At 40.9% G+C, this 18,089-nt stretch carries 16 protein-coding genes; 7 read left to right on the top strand and 9 right to left on the bottom strand.

The genetic code is table 11. The features are described 5' to 3' along the window. Positions 1 to 7 precede the first annotated feature (7 nt). Together WKR92_RS04075 and WKR92_RS04070 are read left to right on the top strand one after the other, a co-directional pair. On the top strand, positions 8 to 1,240 hold the full coding sequence (locus WKR92_RS04075; protein ID WP_446014089.1) for an NADP-dependent isocitrate dehydrogenase: 1,233 nt from the start codon (positions 8 to 10) through the stop codon (positions 1,238 to 1,240). A gap of 119 nt (positions 1,241 to 1,359) precedes the next feature. Continuing rightward, positions 1,360 to 1,869, top strand: coding sequence for an OmpA family protein (locus tag WKR92_RS04070; protein WP_375556556.1), 510 nt, complete (start codon positions 1,360 to 1,362; stop codon positions 1,867 to 1,869). A 40-nt stretch (positions 1,870 to 1,909) separates the two neighbouring features. Here WKR92_RS04070 and WKR92_RS04065 read toward each other — a convergent pair whose 3' ends face one another. Both WKR92_RS04065 and WKR92_RS04060 read right to left on the bottom strand, forming a co-directional pair. Continuing rightward, positions 1,910 to 2,701, bottom strand: coding sequence for a (Fe-S)-binding protein (locus WKR92_RS04065; protein ID WP_375556555.1), 792 nt, complete (start codon positions 2,699 to 2,701; stop codon positions 1,910 to 1,912). A gap of 28 nt (positions 2,702 to 2,729) precedes the next feature. Beyond that, positions 2,730 to 4,028 carry a 4Fe-4S dicluster domain-containing protein gene (locus WKR92_RS04060; protein WP_375556554.1) on the bottom strand — a complete coding sequence of 433 codons (1,299 nt, stop codon included), beginning with the start codon at positions 4,026 to 4,028 and terminating at the stop codon, positions 2,730 to 2,732. 90 nt (positions 4,029 to 4,118) lie between these two features. Between WKR92_RS04060 and WKR92_RS04055 the strand changes: the two genes are divergently transcribed. After that, the gene (locus tag WKR92_RS04055) at positions 4,119 to 5,060 is read left to right on the top strand and encodes a hypothetical protein (RefSeq protein WP_375556553.1); all 942 of its coding nucleotides are present in this window, start codon (positions 4,119 to 4,121) and stop codon (positions 5,058 to 5,060) included. 49 nt (positions 5,061 to 5,109) lie between these two features. Beyond that, positions 5,110 to 5,925, top strand: coding sequence for an alpha/beta hydrolase (locus WKR92_RS04050; protein ID WP_375556552.1), 816 nt, complete (start codon positions 5,110 to 5,112; stop codon positions 5,923 to 5,925). Here the strand turns inward: WKR92_RS04050 and WKR92_RS04045 are convergent. From WKR92_RS04045 to tgt, 5 genes are all read right to left on the bottom strand, one after another. Next, entirely contained in the window at positions 5,922 to 6,215 is a 294-nt protein-coding gene (locus WKR92_RS04045) for a LapA family protein (protein WP_375556551.1), read from the bottom strand. The genes WKR92_RS04050 and WKR92_RS04045 overlap by 4 nt on opposite strands. 40 nt (positions 6,216 to 6,255) lie before the next feature. Then, positions 6,256 to 9,108: a TolB-like translocation protein gene (locus tag WKR92_RS04040; protein ID WP_375556550.1), complete on the bottom strand. Its 2,853-nt coding sequence runs from the start codon at positions 9,106 to 9,108 to the stop codon at positions 6,256 to 6,258. Positions 9,109 to 10,419: 1,311 nt separating this feature from the next. Continuing rightward, positions 10,420 to 11,331 carry a DMT family transporter gene (locus tag WKR92_RS04035; protein WP_375556549.1) on the bottom strand — a complete coding sequence of 304 codons (912 nt, stop codon included), beginning with the start codon at positions 11,329 to 11,331 and terminating at the stop codon, positions 10,420 to 10,422. A gap of 8 nt (positions 11,332 to 11,339) precedes the next feature. Continuing rightward, positions 11,340 to 12,422, bottom strand: a complete 1,083-nt coding sequence (locus tag WKR92_RS04030; protein WP_375556548.1) for an LptF/LptG family permease — start codon at positions 12,420 to 12,422, stop codon at positions 11,340 to 11,342. Between the two features lie 20 nt (positions 12,423 to 12,442). Next, positions 12,443 to 13,573 (bottom strand): tRNA guanosine(34) transglycosylase Tgt, encoded by a 1,131-nt coding sequence (gene tgt / locus WKR92_RS04025; RefSeq protein WP_375556547.1) that lies wholly within the window; start codon positions 13,571 to 13,573, stop codon positions 12,443 to 12,445. 83 nt (positions 13,574 to 13,656) lie between these two features. Between tgt and WKR92_RS04020 the strand changes: the two genes are divergently transcribed. Genes WKR92_RS04020 through dprA form a run of 3 tightly spaced genes read left to right on the top strand, consistent with a single transcriptional unit; the run spans position 13,657 to position 16,583 of the window. Beyond that, positions 13,657 to 14,796, top strand: a complete 1,140-nt coding sequence (locus WKR92_RS04020; protein ID WP_375556546.1) for a glycosyltransferase — start codon at positions 13,657 to 13,659, stop codon at positions 14,794 to 14,796. A gap of 17 nt (positions 14,797 to 14,813) precedes the next feature. Beyond that, the gene (gene rsmG, locus WKR92_RS04015) at positions 14,814 to 15,449 is read left to right on the top strand and encodes a 16S rRNA (guanine(527)-N(7))-methyltransferase RsmG (protein WP_375556545.1); all 636 of its coding nucleotides are present in this window, start codon (positions 14,814 to 14,816) and stop codon (positions 15,447 to 15,449) included. A gap of 18 nt (positions 15,450 to 15,467) precedes the next feature. Further along, positions 15,468 to 16,583 (top strand): DNA-processing protein DprA, encoded by a 1,116-nt coding sequence (dprA, locus tag WKR92_RS04010; RefSeq protein WP_375556544.1) that lies wholly within the window; start codon positions 15,468 to 15,470, stop codon positions 16,581 to 16,583. On the opposite strand, the gene WKR92_RS04005 is transcribed toward dprA, so the two are convergent. Beyond that, complete coding sequence (locus WKR92_RS04005; RefSeq protein ID WP_375556543.1) at positions 16,573 to 17,061, bottom strand: SixA phosphatase family protein; 489 nt, start codon at positions 17,059 to 17,061, stop codon at positions 16,573 to 16,575. The genes dprA and WKR92_RS04005 overlap by 11 nt on opposite strands. Further along, a complete protein-coding gene (locus WKR92_RS04000) occupies positions 17,027 to 18,088 on the bottom strand; it encodes a glycosyltransferase family 9 protein (RefSeq protein WP_375556542.1) in 1,062 nt (353 codons plus the stop codon). The genes WKR92_RS04005 and WKR92_RS04000 overlap by 35 nt, the downstream gene beginning before the upstream one ends. Between the last annotated feature and the right edge of the window lies 1 nt (position 18,089).

The following is an 18,089-nucleotide window of genomic DNA, read 5'->3' as shown; positions in this document are numbered from 1 at the left end:
AAATAATATGTCAATACAGAAAATTAAAGTAGCAAATCCAGTAGTTGAATTGGATGGTGACGAGATGACTCGCATTATCTGGAAATTTATTAAAGATAAACTGATTTTATCCTATTTGGATCTTGATATCAAGTATTTCGATTTGGGAATGGAGCATCGTGATGCTACCGATGACCAAGTAACTATCGACGCGGCGAATGCAATCAAAGAATATGGTGTTGGTATTAAATGCGCTACCATTACACCTGATGAGGCTCGCGTAGAAGAATTTGGTTTGAAGCAAATGTGGCGTTCACCTAACGGAACCATCCGTAATATCTTAGACGGTACAGTTTTTCGTGAGCCTATCGTAATTAAGAATATCCCTCGTTTAGTGCCTAATTGGACAGCTCCAATATGTATCGGACGTCACGCATTTGGTGACCAATACCGCGCGACTGACTTCCTTACAAAAGGAAAAGGTAAGTTGACGATCAAGTTTGAAGGAGAGGATGGAAATACGCAAGAGTTTGAAGTTTTCAACTTTAAAGGTGACGGTGTTGCTTTGGCTATGTACAATACAGATGAAAGTATTTACGGTTTTGCACGTGCATGTTTTAATCAGGCATTGAGCAAAAAGTGGCCTCTTTACTTGTCGACTAAGAACACCATCTTAAAGAAATACGATGGTCGTTTCAAAGATATCTTTGAAGAAGTGTATCAAAATGAATTTAAAGATCAATTTGATGAAGCTGGAATTACCTATGAACACCGTCTAATTGACGATATGGTAGCAGCGGCGTTGAAATGGAACGGTAACTTTGTATGGGCATGTAAAAACTACGACGGTGATGTGCAGTCTGATACTGTTGCACAAGGCTTCGGTTCATTAGGTTTGATGACATCTACTTTGGTGACTCCAGACGGAAAAACCATGGAAGCAGAGGCGGCTCACGGTACAGTTACCCGTCACTACCGCGAGCATCAAAAAGGAAATCCTACTTCGACAAACCCAATTGCTTCGATCTTTGCATGGACGCGCGGGTTGGCATTCCGAGGTAAATTAGATAATAATCAAGAGCTAATCGATTTCGCAAATACGCTAGAAGCTGTTTGTATTGAAACAGTTGAAAGCGGGAAAATGACAAAGGATCTTGCTGTATGTATTCACGGTAATAAGGTTGAGAAAGAACATTATTTAAATACGCAGGATTTCTTGGCTGCAATTGATGAAAATCTTAAAAAAAGATTGAGTAACTAGTTTGATTTTACTTTAGAAAAGAGAAGCTTCGGTATTTTATCGAAGCTTTTCTTTTTTATTCTTTTTTTAGCTTAAAAATTGTTTAATTTCGAGTCGGATATTATAAACAAGTATAGCAGATGAAAAAAATTACCTTAGGTGTGGTTTGTACAATCGCTTCGCTGAGTCTGTTTTCATGCGCGAGCAAGCAGATGCAAATCAAAGATGGAGCTGTGGTGACATATAATGGTAAGACAGTAGAAAGCTCACAATCGAATAACAATAATTTGACACAAACCGATCGGGGGTTGATGATGACCTTTGAATCGGACGTGTTATTCCCGACCAACTCATCGTATTTGACGGATCAAGCTAAACAAGATTTACTTCGATTCGTAGAAACTGTGGCGAGCTATCCGAATTCGAATATTCAGGTAGATGGACATACAGATGCAACTGGCACAGCAGAATATAACAAATGGCTTTCTGATAAACGTGCAAATTCAGTTAAAGAATTTTTGGTAAACTCAGGAATTTCGGCTAGTCGTATTTCTACTGCCGGATTCGGACTTGAAAAGCCGATTGCAACCAATAAAACGAAAGAAGGGCGTCAACAAAATCGCCGTGTTGAGATTACAATTTTAGATTAATTTTTAATTTTTGAATGTGTGAGATCTGCGCGTGCGAGGGTTATAAACCATTCGCACGTGCAGTAATTTCAGCGATATCAAGTACGTCTATCTCTTTTTCTTTATCAAAATGTTTTACACCATCACGAAGCATGGTCATACAGAAGGGGCAAGAAGCGGCAACTACCTCGGCTTTTGACTCAAGTATCTCTTCTGCGCGTTCAACATTGATATCTTTTTTTCCTTTCTCAGGCTCCTTAAACATTTGGGCTCCGCCCGCACCACAACACAATCCATTGCTTTTGCAGCGTCTCATCTCAATTAAGTCGGCGTCGAGTGTTTCCAGTGCTTTCCTTGGCGCTTCGTATACGCCGTTCGCCCGTCCTAAATAGCAAGGATCGTGATACGTAATGCGTTTTCCTTTAAATGACTCACCACCTTCGGCTTTGAGCTTTCCACTGTCGATTAGTTCCTGGATTAACTGTGTATGATGGATGGTCTCATAATGCCCGCCAAGCGCTGGATATTCATTTTTTATAGTATTAAAACAATGCGGGCAGGCTGTGACAATTTTTTTTATCTGATAGCCATCCAGTACTTGTATGTTTGCCATGGCCTGCATTTGGAATAAGAATTCGTTGCCTGCCCGTTTCGCTGGGTCGCCTGTGCAGCTTTCTTCTTCGCCGAGGATAGCATATTTTAAACCTACATGCTGTAAGATTTTGCAAATATCTTTGGTTATCCGTTGTGCCCGCTCGTCATAGCTACCCATGCAACCAACCCAAAATAAGATATCTGGGATTTCCCCTTTGGCGGTTAATTCTGCCATGGTCGGTATATGTAGATCAGTCATGTTTGTGTTTTTAAAATGATGTAAATATTTATGATTTTGCCCAATTTGCGCGGTCTGATGGAGAATACTTCCAAGGTGCGCCATTGTTTTCAACATTGCCAAACATCGCATTGATCGGGCCGGGTGCTTGTGATTCTTCCATCACAGCATATTGTCTAAGTTCCATAATAATTTTCAGAGGATCAATGTTCACCGGACAGGCCTCTACGCAGGCATTGCACGTAGTGCAAGCCCAGATCTCTTCTCTGCTGATATAGGAATCTAAGAGACTTTTATCGTCGGGTTGAAAAGATCCGTTCTTGTCGATATTCTTGCCCACCTCGCTTAGTCGGTCGCGCGTATCCATCATGATCTTTCGAGGAGAAAGAAGCTTTCCAGTAATGTTTGCCGGACAAACCGAGGTGCAGCGTCCGCATTCCGTACAGGTGTAAGCATCCAGCAGGCTCTTCCAACTGAGATCGGCGACATCTTTGGCGCCAAAACGCAGTGGTTCTTCTGATGGTGGCGTAGGTGTAAAACTTGGATCGAGCATCGCCTTCACCTCGGTCGTGACACTGTCCATTAATGGGAACTTGCCCTTCGGTTCCAAGCGTGAAAAGTAGGTATTCGGAAATGCTAACAGAATATGAAGATGTTTGGAAACTACCAGGTAGTTTAGGAACACAAGAACACCGATAATGTGAAACCACCAAGCCGCTCGTTCTATAATTATAAGGGATTCAATACTGTCCGGTAGCAAATTGACAAGCATTGCGCTTATTGGAAAACTACCACCTTGAGTATAATTCTCGGCACCTGCTAATTGTAACTTATGATCGGCGGCATTCATGAGAAGAAAAGCAGACATCAACAAGACCTCCATGATCAAAATCAAATTAGCGTCCGTCTTTGGCCAGGAAGCCATCTCCGTACCGAAAAATCGCTTTACATGGAGAATATTGCGACGAATCAGAAAGATAATGCAACCGAGTAGAACGGATAATGCGAGCCATTCAAAGCTAGCGATAAGAAAGTTATAGAATGAACCCATTCCACTGAAAACACGATGGGTGCCGGCGATCCCGTCGATGATGATTTCCAGCATTTCAATGTTAATGATCACGAAGCCGAGATAGACAAATAAGTGTAAAATAGCTGGTATGGGTCGTTTAAACATTTTTTTCTGGCCGAAGGCAACTAAAAGCATGGTCCGTAAGCGTTCGGATGGCTTGTCACTCCGGTCTTCACTTCTGCCCAACTTAATATTGCGTATTATTTTACGAACATTGACGGTGAACAGGATAATCGCTCCCAAGAATAAAACCGTAAAAATGATTTGACTCAGCATGTTTATGTGGTTATGGTTTGATGTTCAAATATATGGATTAATGCTATATTAGCTACCAAATAACTAAGGAATTGAATATATTTGCTCCGTATGCAAAAGAAAAATCCTGTAACCTTATCGTCGATATTCTTCGTACTCCTTTGTATAGTCGTCTTTTTCTCAGCTTGTACGGTGCCGTCAAAAGGCAATCGAGATGGTAAACGTCCGCCTTTTACCCCCATTGTCGGAACGGATTTCTACGAAGCTAGAAGAGCCTTTGATAATGGTTTGTCTTTTGACACCATTGGTTTTCAACAGGAGCCAATCTGGCATATTCGTTTTGTTAATAATGACACAGTTTTGATTCATAGTGTGGAGGTAGACTCTATGATCCGTTTTCCGATTTACTATGATCACGATTCTATCTTTCATTTCGGTACGGAATGGTTTAGAGTGAAGAGTTTGGATACGGATAGTCTTTTGTTTCAGCGCTTGGCAGTGCAGGGGCTGCGTGTCAAAGAACCACGTTCCAACGTGTACATGAAATTTTATTCCGATCGCTTCATCAAGGACTCGTTAAAGACAACTATCGATGAGTTGAGAAAGCCTTCTAAAGCGGATACAACCTTTATACGTGCGCGTGTAGAACGTGCTAATCGCAACCCGGAATCGATTGACAGCGCTTTCTCTGCGCGTCATGGAGTAGAGCTGACGAGTGTTGACGGTAACCTGACCGTGGAACGTTATGAATATGACGAGGGAGAAGAACTGGGGAAAACAGCCGCATACCGTTACCTATACCCTGAGTTCGATATCGAAATAAAAGAGGTCTATAAAGAGTTCTATTACTCATTCTCGGTGTTGGTTGACGAGCACGGGAAGATGCGCGTTGGTAAGTTTGTTACTAGTCCCGAGTTCGAAGAATCACGTCGGCGTGTTTTACAAGGTATAATCGACGTTTATTTGCATAACCTAATGGATATTCAGCCGGGAACCACACTTGGTATGCCTCATAGTACACTCATCATGCTACATGTAAAGGGGATTCCTTGATTCAATATTTCAAAATAAAATATTCCACTAAAATAAACCACAGTCAATTATGAAAAAAGCTTCTTTGTTACTCTCTTTTCTTTTATTATCTGGCATTGCGTTTTCAGCGAGGGTTGATACCGTAAATGTTTTTAGCAAGGTCATGAATAAAAATATTAAAACGGTTACTATTCTGCCTGACGGTTATGATGATCACCATGCTTTGCCAGTATTGTACTTGCTTCATGGTTATGGTGGTAACTACGCAGACTGGGTGAATCGGGTACCGGCAGTCCAAGAGTTGGCCGACAGATATTCGATGATTGTTATTTGCCCCGACGGAGGAGTTGGTAGCTGGTATTGGGATAGCGAAGTGGATAAGGAGTTTCAATATGAAACCTTTGTAGCAAAAGAGTTGGTAGCTTGGGTAGACTCGGAATTTAATACACGTGAAAACCGCCAGTCACGCGCCATAACTGGTTTAAGTATGGGTGGTCACGGTGCATTATATTTGGCTATGCGTCATCAGGACGTATTCGGAGCCGGTGGGAGTATGTCGGGCGGTGTTGATATACGTCCGTTTCCATTGCGTTGGGATATGGCCAAACGCTTAGGAAGTTATGCTGAAAATCCAGCATCTTGGGAGTCTCATACTGTAATTAATCAGGTGCATTTATTAACGCCGGGTTCGTTGGAGTTGTTAATCGACTGCGGTACGGAGGACTTTTTCTACGGGGTGAACGAACGTCTCCATGACAGGCTTTTGGAACGTAATATACCTCATAGTTATATCGTGCGTCCGGGTGCGCACAACTGGGATTACTGGAAAGAAGCTATTCATTACCAGATGCTTTTTATGCATCGCTATTTTGAGAAAACGACTTAACGAATGTAATTCTCGTCGGCGAAGTCATCATCTGTATTTTCGTCATCATATTTGGAATTATGATCTGCCGCGGCAGATTGCTGGATCGTGAATTCCTGTTCTACGCGCTTTCTTCTTCCTCTCGCAAGAAACCCTAATAGAAACCCTAAAGCAAACAGAGCACCTAACACGGCAAGCTTAGGTATTTGAACGTCTCCAAATATCCAAAAAGTAACGGCGTCTGTATTGTTCATTAGAATAATAGTCACCAGGACGGTTGTGATAATGATAAAAATAGTTTTTGCTCTCATGGTATGGTTCTGTTGGTTTCGATGGATAAAGATAAATAATCTAATAGGAATAACTCAGACTGTATTGCAAAATAAATCGCTCCGGATTATCCTCATTAACTACAATAGCTTTTGCGCCCAGCTCAAATTCCGGTAGTAGAAAGCGAAGTAGGTTAACATCCGTTAAAAGTTCGATGCCATATGTTCGGGGTTTTGATTGTTCGTCGAATGAAAAATCTTCGAAATCTGTAAATAGGTTGGCTTTAATTCTATTCAGATAAATTAATGATCCGAGCTGGAAATCTGGATAGGCAAGGGGAAGCTTATAATTTAAGAACAAGGTGTTTTGAGGCTGGGTAGGCTTGAGCTGGGCAAATCCACTGACCATGGGGATGATGTTCTCGTAAGAGAAGACGCCATCCCGTTCTTGTAGGTTGAATCTAACTTGAGCTGAGTGATTGGTCGCCAAACCGGGGAAATAGAATGCCGATCGCAAGGCGAAGCGTGTACCTGATAGTTTAGAAAAGGGGAGGTGTCGGTAACCAAGCGAAATGTTTTGTCCCCATCGGGGTGCCAGATCGAGCGGCGCTCTTCGTGCGTTTCTGCCGAGACTTATCTGGTAGTGCATTGGAAATTCAATATGCTTAATGAAGACGTTCTGAAAGTCGGGGCGATTGATATTGTATCGACTGGTGTAAGAGCTAGCGATTCCAATATCGAAGTTATAGTTATAATTGAGCCGGTTGGTCGAAAATGGGAATTGTATTTGAAATTGACTGTAGTGTTCCCGCCAACGGACCGCCTGGATTTCCTTGCTTTGAGGGTGTTGGACGTTACTAAGTTGTTCGCGATTGTGATAGCCTATCGAAAACCGTGGGTAATAACGGCTATATGTTAATTGGCTGTGAAAGTTTAGCGAATGGATGTCTGGATCGTAAGTTCCGCCAACTTTCATGGCGAGTGTGTTCATTAGGTTATTTGATAAGAAAAATAAACCCGGTTTATAATCCGTAAGATTATCATATTCTCCGTCGTTGATTGAAATGCTGTGGAAATTAAAGAGATGTCCGATCTCTTTATAGGGTTTGTGTGTTAATTTAAGGTCGCCAGGCGCACTGACGGTCGTCTTTGCGCTTACTGTGTCTGAGATCGGCTTAAAATAGCTAATAAAGGTATTGTTGATATTCTTTATATCGGTCGTAGTTGTACTGTCCAAGTTGAGACGATGAAGTTCATAATCTTTTCCCGTGAAATTACTAAATAATACGTTTTGCGTTCCCCGCTGGTACGAAGGGGTAAATGCGCCGTATTTTACCGATGTTAGCTGGCGGATATTCTTAGTTTCAGGTTCAAGGATGTATAGGTTGTCGATACCGTTATAGTGAGCTTTAAATAGAATGTTTTCGTTGATGTAAATAGGGTTCTCGATTTCCTGAATTTGATGGTCGAGCAAAATCTTGCTAGTTTTATTAGTAAGGTCAAATTCAATGAGGGATGACCCTTCATCATTGCGTCCGACGGCTAGGACGGTGCTTGCATTATCCCGAAACGATACGTGTGAAAGATTGCGATTGCTAGGTGATGGGATTCGGTTGATTTCGCGGCCAGTCTCGCTATCAATGGTGACGAGAAAATTTTCATTTTTTCTGTTGATTTCAATAGCTGCAATTAGCTCGGCATTGCTACTCAAAGCGGGTGAAAAAAGTCTGCTCTTTTCGGTTATTTGGCGTGTTGTTTCTGTAGCTGAATTATAGAGATGGATGACGGAATAGTTTCTTAATTTAAAACGTGGATTCTCTCTTATTTCGTTCCACACGAAACTGCCAGCAGCATAGGAGAAGTAGGGTTCATGTTGCCTGCCGGTTTTTAGCACTTTCTTCGTGTTTCCACTAGAGTCAATTTGGACGATAGAGTTTACACGAAGTGGTGTTTTTCGAATTGCATATATTGTGCCGTCAGGTGCTGCTTGAGGATATAGATAGGCAGTGGGGAAATTAGTGCTATTCGCCCTGATCTTCGTGTATTTTTGGATGTTCAGATTGTTTGCTTGATCTTTCCATAAATCTTTAAGTTCCTTCATGGTTTGTTCATGCCAGCTCCTGCTATTATAACCAGTAAGTCTTTTTAATGAGCGGGAGAAATTGTATGGTCTGATCGGATTTTTTGCAATACGAGTAAGGATTCTTTTTGCCATGTCTGGTCCGTAATCTCGATATAGTTTGGTTGTCATAAAGTAACCTAATTGGTAGTGCCCTGGCGTGATATCCTTATAGGAACCTAGGTAGTCTTTTTCGTAGCTGTACGATTTTCCCTTTAAGAGGTTTGCACGTAAGTTCATTTCCCAAGAGGGGAGGATACCCCGCCCCCCAATGCTCAGTAACGTTTCGGTTAGCACCGCGTCTCCCTCATAGAACCAGGTGGGTAGTGCGACTCCAAAAAAAGCGAGTCCCAGTTCTTCAAATGGGAATCTGAGGTTTCCTGTCAATTTGTCAAACTGTACTACGTGTCGGTACTCATGAATGGCAAGCGTTTTTACCCAATCGTCTGGCGATCCTCCTTGAGGTGGCGTTGTGTAGAACTCGGATTTTCGCGGGGCGAGTTGCACATAGCCATTTGCGTCGAGGTTCTGGTTCTGGAGAATGATATCGATTTTCCTTGGATTTATACCAAGATGGTATCGTATGGATTCGATCTTGGTTTTAAGAAGTATTGCCGTTCGTGCCGCTACTTCTTGGAGTTCAATAGGGTAGATTAGGTTGAAATTCTTTTCATTTATCTGTTGCCATTCTACACTAGGAGGGGCTTGATGGTCACTAATCAGCTGCGCTGAGACCGTTGAAAAAGTGACTGTTGATATTATTGCAGTTAATACACTGATTATAAATATATTAATATTGTTTAGTAATCGGTACATGGCGGTATGCTAAATAATTTAGTACAAAAAGGTGCTTTTGGTGAATTTAAATATGTAGTATTTCTTTATTTGGATCGTTATAAATTCTGATTTACAGATCATTATGTGTATATCAATAAATCTATTGTTGTTGTTTTCTGTGGAAATCGTGGTTATCATAAATCAACTATTTTCACTAACATCGTCATTTCAAACCCCTCACCTGATTTCCATTCTAAAGTACACTAAGTTTTTTAATTTTCCGTCATAAAAATATTTTAGTTTGTGCGATTGTTCTCGAATCTATTTCTTTGTTGAGTCCAATGAATTTTGGATTTTTAATCTGTTAAATATTGGATCCATAAAAAGTGCAATTAGAGTTGTGTTGCATAATTGCTTTATAAAGAAGCGAGATGTTATGCGTTTTCTGTTTTTATTGATTGCGGTTGTATTATGTGATCAACTTTTAAATCCCGACACCTGAAATGTATACGTTGTATTGAGTATGTCATTCTGTCTTATCTTTATTTTTCAGTTAGCGGGATTGAACTTGACGAGTTTATTTTCGATAATCATAAAAACTTCTTGAGTCGACAGTTTTGTGCTATCAATTGGTGATGCGAATTGACTAGCCTACTTGGTAATTTTCGAAATGCTCTTATTGATGCCTATTGCGTATTGGAGTGGCGCTGGTACTTTAGTTGAGCTTAAGCAGTTCGACCATTGTATGGCGTTGATACGAGTGTTATGCTTACAGAGAAACTAGACTTTTGGCCGTAGTCTTCGGACCTTACGGTTCTGTTTCGGACGTTCTTGTTTTCCAACGAATGATCAATTTTTTTTGCTCCTATTTATTCGAACAATTGTCTCTTGTTTTAGCTGGGTCCTTGGACGAAAGTCGACTCTTTATTCATCGCGGACTAACGCATGTTATAGATTAATTGTACCTCGTTGTTACCATAGCTTAGTGTAAATGTTATCTTGGTAGTCGTTGGTTCTTGGTGGAAGTTCAATCTGAGATTCTGATAAAAATATTCTTCAATCTTAAAGCTCGTGTGCAACCCGTAAATTAACTATTATGGTGCGGCCAATCTTGTGTTCATATACACGAACTGTAGCTTTTATTTAGTGGTTGTAAGAGGCTTGGCCGTCACTGTTCATGTATATATATACGATATTTTCATGAAAAAATAGATCATTCCCGTTGAATTTGACACAGTTTAAGGCGTTGTGAAGGCGTTTTAGGTAGTTCGACATTCATTGGGTCTATAGCCTATAAAGATGTCGTCAGTGAGTGTTATTTGGCTTTATGTAGGTTTTGTGGTTTTTTTGTTAGGATTTTATCTGTTTTATTTTCTTAGCATATATACGAGTTTGGTGCCATTTTTTAAGATACGGATAAGAAAATACCGTTCCTAAAACGATGATTGCACCCAGGTAAAATCCAAGGCTCATTTGCTCTTGTTCGCCAAAAAATATCCAGGCGAGGATAATGCCGTACACAGGTTCTAAATTGGTAGCAAGTGCGACTGTAAATGCACTTAATTCCTTCATCACGGCTACTGCGAGAACATAGGCTGTAGCAGTACAGACCGTGCCCAAGATCAATAGATATTTCAAGTCGGACGAGTTCAATTTAATGCGATCATCATACATATTTGTGAGTCCCATAAAGATGGAAATCCAGACGAAGGCTCCCGCCATTTCATAGAAACTGATGGTAGTAGCGCTACCTTTGCTAACTAATTTAGAATTGATAATTGAGAAACAACTAGCTAAAAATGCGGCGATAATTCCATAGACAATGCCTTGAATGTAGTTAGCTTCAAAGGTAAATATGAGATAGATTCCGACGATGATGACCACCCCTACGACGATGTCTATTACGGATATTTTCTTTCGCTTAAAGATGGGTTCAAGAATCGCTGTAAATAATGTAACGGATGATAAACAGACTAGTGTGATGGAGACGGTTGACGTCTTAATGGATTCGAAAAATAGAATCCAGTGTGCGCCTACCAATGCGCCGGTAAAGATATATTGCAAGAGCTGTTTTCGAGCAATTAATAGCTTGCGACGACGGATGATTAGATAGACCAAGAGAGAAAGCGAAGCTATAAGGACGCGATACCATACGAGGTATATGGACGAAACCTGAATAAGTACGCCCAGTATTCCTGTGAAGCCCCAAATTAGCACAGTAAGATGGAGGATCCAACTGTTTTTATTCTGTATTTTAAGCATTTTAAAACCTACTTAGGCGCTTTGATCAGTAAGATGATAGAAAGGGCTCCAAATATAACATTAGGGATTAGCACGGCAATTAACGGGGACAGCCCTCCTTTCAGTGAAAACATCGTTGCAAATTGAATAAACAGGATATAGGTAAAGCTCAATGCAATACCAACCCCGAGGCTTAAGCCAATACCACCGCGTACTTTTCTCGAAGAAAGAGCGACGCCCATCAACGTTAGAATAAATGCGGAGAAAGGATATACAAAGCGCTTATACTTTTCTAGTAAAAGATGGGTCATATAGCCTGTTCCTCTCAATTTTTCCTTTTCGATACGATCGTTTAGTTCATCAAGATCCATGGCGATGAAGATGTTATCGTATACTTCGAAATCCTTCGGAGACATATCCAGTGTGGTATCCTTTGATGACCCTTTAATCATTTCCTCTTTTAGACTGTCTATTGTACGAATGGAGTAATTCTGTATATTCCATTTTGTGTTCACTGAATCCCATGTGATGCGATCAGCGATTAGTTTACTCTTAAGCTCTTGACCATCAAAAATCTCCAAGATAAAGTCGTATCCAATTTTACGATCATTGTCGAAGCTCTTGATATATACAAAGGTATTTGGATCAATCTGCATATGAGTCGACGTTTTGGTATTGCTGTCCATGGGTTTGACATAGACATTCTCGAAGCCAATTTTGAGTTTATTAGTTTTCGGGATCACATATAAGTTGAATACAAAGGTCACCAAAAAGATAAGTGATGCCGATATTATATATGGTTTAAGAAAACGATTAAAGCTCATTCCGCCACTTAATATTGGAACAATTTCCGTCTGATCAGCCATTTTGGCTGTGAAAAAGATAACAGCTATGAAGTTAATTAGCGGCGACAGAAAGTTGAGGTAGAAAGGGATGAAGCCCGCGTAATATTCAAATGCGATTTTAGACAATGGTGCCTTATGCTCTAAAAAATCGTCTAAACGCTCCGATATATCGAAAATAACCATCACAACCGTGAATATCGCCATCGTAAATATGAACGTTCCAAGGTATTTCTTAATGATGTATTTATCGATGATCGTTAATTTCATTGCGCTTCGATGTCCTTAATTTATAGTTTCTGATCGAGCTTCACAACCATTTCTTTTTTCCATTGGTAGAAAGTGCCGTTGAGAATATGTTTTCGTGCCTCGCCCATCAACCAAAGATAGAAGTGAAGATTATGAAGACTGGCAATTTGAGCACCAAGAATTTCTTTTGACCGAATTAAATGTCTTAAATAGGCTTTCGAATAAAGCTGGTCAGCAAATAACTCACTAGTAGCATCGATTGGTGAAAAATCATTTTCCCATTTCTTGTTTTTAATATTAATGATGCCTTCTTTCGTAAATAGCATGCCATTCCGGCCGTTTCGTGTAGGCATGACGCAATCAAACATATCAATCCCCAAAGCTATATTTTCAAGTAAATTGACTGGTGTGCCAACGCCCATCAGATAGCGAGGTTTACTTTCTGGTAGAATATTGCAGACTACCTCCGTCATGGCATACATCTCTTCGGCTGGCTCACCTACCGATAGTCCGCCAATTGCATTTCCTTCACGTTCATACGAAGCGATCGTTTCCGCGGATCGTTCCCTCAGATCTTTATAGACAGAACCTTGCACAATTGGGAAGAGTGTTTGTTCATAGCCGTATAAAGGCTCCGTTTTGTCGAATTGATCACAGCAGCGTTTTAACCATCGATGGGTCATGTCCAGCGACTTTCGGGCATAGGAATAATCACATGGATAGGGGGTACACTCATCGAATGCCATGATGATATCGGCGCCGATTACGCGTTGGATGTCCATTACATTTTCAGGTGTAAAGAGATGTTTGGATCCATCGATGTGTGAACGAAAGGTAACACCTTCCTCTTTAATTTTACGTACTTCGGTTAGCGAATAAACTTGATAGCCTCCGCTGTCGGTTAGGATTGGTCGATCCCACGCGTTGAATTTATGCAATCCTCCAGCTGCTTTAATGACATCTAGCCCCGGTCTGAGATATAAATGGTAGGTATTTCCTAAAATAATCTGCGCCTCCACATCCTTGACCAATTCGGTTTGATGCACTGCTTTGACCGAGCCAGCAGTTCCCACGGGCATAAAAATAGGTGTTTTAATATTGCCGTGAGCGGTTTCAATTTCTCCCGCGCGTGCTTTGCTTTGACTGTCCTTTGCTTCCAGCGTAAATTTCATCGACTTTCCTTATCTTGTAGGCCTGCAAAAATAACAAAAATACATGGTTATATTTGGGGTGTTTATTGCTAATTGACTGGATTTTGGATATAACATTGATTAATTACCTTCCTTTTGTGCCCTTGATCATTCTAGGCCTAGCGCTTTTGATTCAAGTTTATTTTTTGTTATTCGTTTATACAAAACTGGCTCTCTATAAAGTTCGTGACCTAGATAAAGGAATAGCTAGAACGCCCCCTTTGTCTGTTGTAATCTGTGCGAGAAATGAAGAGGTGAATTTGAAAGATAATCTGGAGCTCGTGCTCAATCAAGATTATCCTGATTATGAAGTTGTTGTCGTCAACGATTGCTCTTTTGATGACAGTGAGTGGGTTCTGAAAGAGTTTTCAGAGAAGTATCCGCAACTGAAGGTGGTGAGCTTAAAGGAGGATGTGCGATTTAAGCATGGGAAAAAATTTGCGGTGACTATGGGTATTAAAGCTGCCAAGAATGAACAAATGGTTTTTACAGATGCCGATTGTAGACCGGCGTCAGTCCATTGGCTGCGAAATATAGGTAGCGCTTTTGACAAAGAAAGGAAAATTGTACTGGGTTATTCTCCCTACACAAAATACCCAGGGTTCTTAAATTACTTCATCCGTTTCGAGACCTTCCACACAGCATTGAGCTATTTATCACATGCTTTAAAACGTAATCCATATATGGGGGTAGGTCGTAATCTTGCTTATACAAAAAGTTTATTCTTTGAAGGAAAAGGGTTTGCTTCGCATATGCATATTTTATCGGGCGACGACGATTTGTTTGTCAACCAGAATGGGAATCGCTACAATACAAATATCTGTATTCATCCCGATGCTCATGTATGGAGTGAACCTAAACGAGATTGGGCATCGTATTCTGTGCAAAAGGCCCGTCATCATGGTGCATCGGAAGCATATAAAGGTAAACATAAATGGATGCTGAGTCTACAAGTTGGATCAGCAGTTACGTTCTATATGTTTTTGATACTCTCTTTTATTCTGTATACAGCATGGTGGCCGTATTTATTGGGTGCTTATTTTCTACGATTAATCATTCAATTATTGGTGTATAGCCCGTGCATGAAGAAGCTCCAAGTGGGGGACTTACTGCTATCTTTGCCGATAATGGATATATTTTTCTATTTTTATACCAGTTTCAACGGTTTTTTCTCACTTCTAAGAAAAGATGTCCGTTGGAAATAAGCATTTAATTTTTGGTTTTGAATACGAACTCTGAGATTGTTTATAGGTATTTCCCGGATCTGACAGCATTGCAGAAAAAGCAATTTGATATGTTGTCGGATTGCTATCGAGATTGGAATGCAAAAATCAACGTAATATCCCGCAAGGATGTTGATAGCCTCTATATACGCCATGTTTTACATTCCTTGGCTATTGCTAAATATATAAAATTCCTGCCCGGAGAAAGAATACTTGATGTAGGAACCGGTGGCGGCTTTCCCGGTCTTCCATTAGCGATCCTTTTTCCTGAGACCGATTTTCTGTTGGTTGATTCTATTGGGAAGAAAATTAAAGTAGTCAATGAAGTGGCGTCGACCATTGGATTAAAGAACCTGAAAGGAGTGCACTCTCGAGCCGAGGCAATTGACGGAAAATTCAACTTCATTGTTTCCCGGGCTGTGACCCGTTTGAAGGATTTTTATCCGTGGGTCAAAGATAAAGTAGCCCGCCAATCCATCAATGCAATTCCTAATGGGATCTTATATTTAAAAGGAGGCGATTTAGAGGAGGAAATCGAAGAATCTGGTTTAGATACCACCTTGATTCCCATTGCAGACTATTTTAGCGAGGATTTTTTTGATACAAAATATATAGTGTATATACCCTTTTATTGATTTTATTTCCTATTTATCATGCAAGCTGAATCTTCTGAGATTGACGCGCTGGCACTTAGTTTTATAGCAGGTGTAGGTTCAGTCACTCAACGAAATTTAATTGATTATTTTGGTTCACCCAAAGCGGTTATAGACGCTTCTCAAGACGAGTTACAACAAATAAGTGGCATAGGAAAAGTCTTATCTTCGAATATTCTTACGGGTAAATCAGATGCTTATCGAAGGGCGGAGAAGGAACTGCTCTTTGCCGAAAAGCATCAAATAAAAATTGTTACTTATTCGGACCGTGCTTACCCTCGGAGATTGCGAGAATGTGCTGATGCACCTATGGTGTTTTATTATCGAGGTAACGCAGATTTAGACTCAACGAGGATAGTTAGTATTGTCGGTAGCCGCAAAGCGACCGCTTATGGGAAAATGTTATGTGAACGTCTCATTGAAAACCTTAGTGACTACAATGTGCTAGTTGTTAGCGGTTTGGCTTACGGTATCGATGTGTATGCTCACAAAGCGAGTCTGGAATTTGGAATACCGACAGTGGGGGTCTTAGGACATGGCTTAGATACTATATATCCAGCGGTTCATCGCAACGTTGCCGTCAAAATGCTAGATAACGGTGGACTGCTTTCTGAGTTTCCGTCAGATACTCCTGCTGATCCCAAGCATTTTCCTAAAAGGAATCGGATTGTAGCGGGCTTGGCCGATGTCACCATTGTTGTGGAAGCTGCGATTCGTGGCGGAGCATTAATTACCGCGGAACTTGCGAATAGTTACGATCGCGATGTATGCGCGTTTCCGGGTAATATAGGGAATGAATATTCGGCAGGCTGCAACATGTTGATCAAGAGCCACCGTGCACATCTGATAACTAGTGCAGACGACCTAGGTTATGTCATGGATTGGCAGCCTTGTAAAGAAAATATAGAGCAGAATAAAGAGACCGTTCAGGTTCGGTTAACAGGCACCGAGCAAACTGTTTTCGATATTGTCAAGGAAGGTGGACAGATAAGTATAGATGGAATTCTGAATCGTTCAAATATCCCAGCCAGTAAATTACCAATTATTTTGCTGGAATTGGAAATGAAGGGATTGGTTATTACCACTCCGGGTAAAATGTATCGTATTACGATTTAGGTGTCACGCGCCATGTAAGCGTTCCAGTTCCGATACTAATATGATTCCATTGTTCTTCGGTGAACGAGATATGCACGATCCCCGCCGTTGGAATGTTCCCTAAATATTCGTCGGTAAGGTATTCTGCAAAATTGGTAAGCCCAGGATTGTGTCCAAACAAAGCAACATGATCATATTGTTTTGGTAAATGGTTAGTAATCGCAAGGAGTGTTTCAATTGATGCTTCGTAGATCATGTTTTCCGGTTGGATTTGACCAACCGGTATATGGAAGGTCTCCGCAAAAATCATGGCTGTATTCAATGCCCGTTTCGCAGGGCTGCTAATGAATAGTTCAGGCTGGATGTCGTAATAGCGAAGCTTATTGCTCATCTTATTGGCTTCTTCGTAACCCGTTTCATTCAATGGCCTATCGAAGTCTTTCACTCCCGAAGGATGGCTGGATTCAGCGTGTCGAATCAGAAAAAGATGTTTTCCCATTATTGATCTTTTCAATAATGTGTTCAACTATCATGCCTGAATCGATACCGTTCATGCAAGCAAAATCACCTCGATAACATGTTTTGTTTCCAAAAACAGAGCATGGCCTACAGTGGAGATCAATTTGGATACAATCTTTTAAATCTTGGCCATAGCCTAAAAAGCCGGCGTGGGGATGAGTAGCGCCCCAGATAGATACAACTGGTGTCCCCATTAGCGACGCCATGTGCATTCCGGATGAGTCCATGCTAAGCATCAAATCCAGTTTGCCAATCAGTTGTAATTCTTCATCTAGTGTAGTTTTACCGATTAGGCTGGTGACATTCTCAAATTTTTCTTCCCAGATTGCTGCCTGGATGCGTTCCTCGGTGCCGCCACCAAATATTAACAGGCGATAGTTAAGTTGGTTTAGCTCGGCAATTATGTTCTCCATTTTATTGAGTGGGTACACTTTCTCGCGGTGCTTAGCAAAAGGCGAAATGCCGATGACAGCCTTATTATGTCGAACGTATCCTTTTAATGAACCCTCAATGGTAGCAACGTTCCTTATTAATTTATGACTCAAGTTAAGCGAAAAACCAAGTTGCCTAAATACGTCGGCGTAGCGTTCAGTAGTAGACTTAAGCTGTTTATTTATTTTGTTGTCTCTACGAGTTAGTCGCTTTTTCTCCGTTCTTCCTTTATCGATTTTAATGCTTCGTATTCCATGAAAAGCTTTAAAATAGAAAGAAAGAATGTTGCTGCGAAGGTTATTGTGCAGATCGGCAATGGCGATTGGCCTATATTTTTTTAGCTCCTTGTAAAGGTAAAATAAACCTGCAAGGCCTTTATGTTTATCATTAGAGCGGAGACTGTGAAATTTCACGCCATTGATATCATCAAAAAAAGGTTTGAAGGTGTGCCGACTGACCATAATCACCGTCATGCCAGCGTTCTGCTGAAGAAATTCTTTTATAACCGACGCGCTCATTGCCACGTCCCCCATAGCGGAGAAACGAAAAACGAGGAGACATCTTTCGGATTTCATC

The organism is Albibacterium profundi, assembly GCF_042159835.1.
Lineage (GTDB): Bacteria > Bacteroidota > Bacteroidia > Sphingobacteriales > Sphingobacteriaceae > Albibacterium > Albibacterium profundi.
This window is presented reverse-complemented; position numbering and strand designations above follow the sequence as displayed.